Raw genomic sequence first — 2,672 nt, 5'->3', positions numbered from 1 at the left:
CTCTCGCCGGTGACCATGTAGTTGACCTCCTTGAGCAGGCCGTTCGTGAAGATCGAATGCAGGTCCGAGCCCCCGAGGGCCATGGTGCTTGCGGCGATCACGATCAAGGCGTTGCGGCTCATGCCGGCCACCAGGGCCATCATCGACTCGCGCGACTGGCCGGTGAGGATGCGAAAGCTCTTCGTCGGAATGATGAGTGAGCGGACCGGTGTTGCGGTATGCATGAGCGCTGACGGAGACTTGGCTGATGAATGGAGAGCCTCAGCGAGCCATCGCAGGCGCCGTCTGCTGCGCGGCCTGCTGGCTGTTCTGCTGAGGAGCTTGCTGCTGCACCTGCTGCACGACCGTGAACGCCTGCGAGCTTTGAGCAACCGGCGTGTGCATCGATTCCACCGTCGGCACATCGACAAATTTGGAAAGCGCGGCGCCTGGCTTGCCTTGGATTGCGAAGATCGTGCTGTTGTCGTTGCCGCCCAGCGTGATGTGATCGATGCGGGTCAGGCCGCCGCGCAATGCGGCCACCGTGATGGCGGCTGCGGCATTGTCGGTCAACTGATCGGACTTGCGACCGAACTGGACGTCGATCTCTTGAAGGGCGGATTTGGCCTGCTTGTACAGAGGACTGTCCTGCAGCGACTGGCCCGGTTCTGGATCGCCTGGCTTGTAGCCGTGGGCGAGTTTGGTTTCCCACTGCGCCACGGCGGCCTTGCGTTCCGCGAGCGCGGTGTAGCGGCCGTTGACGTCCTTGGTGGCATGCGTGACGTCGTGCTGATGACCCAACGCCACCACGCGTTCCTTCCAGTACTGCGTGGCGATCTTGGCGGCGTTGGCGGGCTCGGCGGCCAGATCGGGGTGGTTCACCAGATCCAGGCCAAGTGCCTTGCCGTAATGCTCGTAGTTATAGCGGCCTGTCAACTGAACAAAGCCGCGACCGTGAAACTTCCAACCGTCGCTTGCCTCGGTGTTGCCCGGACCGCCTCTGCGTTTGCCCCAGTCGCCGCCGTAGATGGTTTCTGCAATCTTTTCCGGGCCACCTGCCGCAACCGCGTTGGCCTTTTCAATGGTGTCCATCCCATTGCGCCCTGGGAAGACCTTGAGCAGGCGTTCGCCTGAGTAGTTCAAGTTCTCGTGCATTTTGGTAAAGCCATGCGACTCCACCTGCATCTGGCCCATGAAGTTGGCCAGTTCCTTGGGGTCGGTGATGTTCGCACTCTGCGCCGCCTGCAACACGAAGTCGCCGTTCTCTTTGGAGTACGCGGCTGCGTGGTGAGCATGGCGTGATTGCGACGCGTGGCGGGGTCGATGTGGCATAGCGGTGCTCCCTTGGTGAAATCGAACTTCAGTTCTTGCTCGGCAAGCCGTGGGCGTCGATGTCCGGGTCGACCTTCCATTCGGATGTGATGCGTACCAGTTCGGTGTTCTTGGTTTCCGCCAGAGTCGATGGCCTGCAAGCCACTTCGCGGGCGGCACGCAGTTGCCCCTCGCGCTGTACCAGCAGACCCGATCGCTTGAAACCCGTGCCTTCGATCGAATACAGGATGTACTTGTAGCCCTCGTTGGTGAGCGTGTGGGCATAACCAAACGTGGCGCCGGCATAGCGCAAGCGTGTGAACGTAAATGCGTCATCGCCATCGCCAATGGGCGGATATCTCAACTCAATCTTCGAGGGGCGTCCATACAGGTAGTGAAAACTTCTCCGCCCTTGCTGAACAGAAGCAGTCGACGCGCACAACGACACCGTCTTGCGGGCCGGACCTTTCAGCGTGCAGGAAAACACAGACTCGTCGCTTGCCGCGCAAAGACTGGACGCCTGCGGCTTTTGCGCGGAGGCGTGAAAGCAAACAAGAGCGAGTGCGGTCATGGTAAGAAGTGAATGAATGCGTTTCATGGAATTTCTGTTGTTCAAATCTTGAACTCTGTGCAGAGGTATCCGCAGGCATTCGCGCGCGATCTGGCTGGCGGCGTGGTGGCGCAATTACCGAGTCCGTATGGGCAGGCTGCAAGCGGAGTAGTGGACATGGCAGTTGGTGCGTCCCGCGTCGCGGCATGTTTTCATGCCCGTCGCAATGGCTTGATCCGCAGTGGCAGCAGTAGGTGTGTTGTGACCACCGTCACCAGTGACAACCGCAACGCATTCGTTGTCGTATGCGGCTTCGATCTCGCAATTCGTGCCACCTTGCTGCTGGCAGCCGTTCATTGCTATTTGCGACGCTTCTCTCTTGCTTCGCTGGTCAGTGGACACACCGAAAGCTCCCTTCGACGAATCTATTGCGACCGCTCCCCATCGGCGCTCCCACTGCTGCGGTGTTGCCTGGGGTGCTCGCTGTTTTCCATCTGGACCGCACATGCTGAGGCCGGGACCCGAGCCGTAAGCAATCTGACCGGGAGGGCATTGCTGGGCGAACGCAATGCCGCACCAGAAAATCCACAGACTTGCCACCAGCGGCCTATACGGGAGGTGTATTGACATGGGTTACGCCCCATCCACATTGAGTGTTCGTGCGGGTGGGAGTGTCGTCCTGCTGGTGTCGATGGAATCAGCAACAGGTAGCGCGTTGTTCGGAGCGCGGGTGGCGATGCTGCCGGGATTGTTGAGACCGCCGCTTGTATTGGATCGATCCGGAGGAACTGTATTCCCGGTATTTGTCTGCTGCTGCCCCCCACCCGGCGCC

At 60.2% G+C, this 2,672-nt stretch carries 4 protein-coding genes; all 4 read right to left on the bottom strand.

All coding sequences use genetic code 11. The annotated features are described in order from the left end of the window. A partial coding sequence (locus EJI00_RS24675; RefSeq protein ID WP_221885071.1) for a hypothetical protein occupies positions 1 to 224 on the bottom strand: 224 nt, incomplete at its 3' end. A 37-nt stretch (positions 225 to 261) separates the two neighbouring features. Beyond that, the gene (locus EJI00_RS24670; RefSeq protein WP_185868217.1) at positions 262 to 1,311 is read right to left on the bottom strand and encodes an XVIPCD domain-containing protein; all 1,050 of its coding nucleotides are present in this window, start codon (positions 1,309 to 1,311) and stop codon (positions 262 to 264) included. Between the two features lie 28 nt (positions 1,312 to 1,339). Continuing rightward, complete coding sequence (locus EJI00_RS25185; RefSeq protein ID WP_185868216.1) at positions 1,340 to 1,888, bottom strand: hypothetical protein; 549 nt, start codon at positions 1,886 to 1,888, stop codon at positions 1,340 to 1,342. Between the two features lie 87 nt (positions 1,889 to 1,975). Next, positions 1,976 to 2,347 (bottom strand): DUF4189 domain-containing protein, encoded by a 372-nt coding sequence (locus EJI00_RS25620; protein WP_409514045.1) that lies wholly within the window; start codon positions 2,345 to 2,347, stop codon positions 1,976 to 1,978. Between the last annotated feature and the right edge of the window lie 325 nt (positions 2,348 to 2,672).

This window comes from Variovorax sp. DXTD-1, assembly GCF_003984625.1.
Lineage (GTDB): Bacteria > Pseudomonadota > Gammaproteobacteria > Burkholderiales > Burkholderiaceae_C > Variovorax.
The sequence above is the reverse complement of the archived record's forward strand: the minus strand, read 5'-3'. Positions and strand labels throughout refer to the sequence as shown.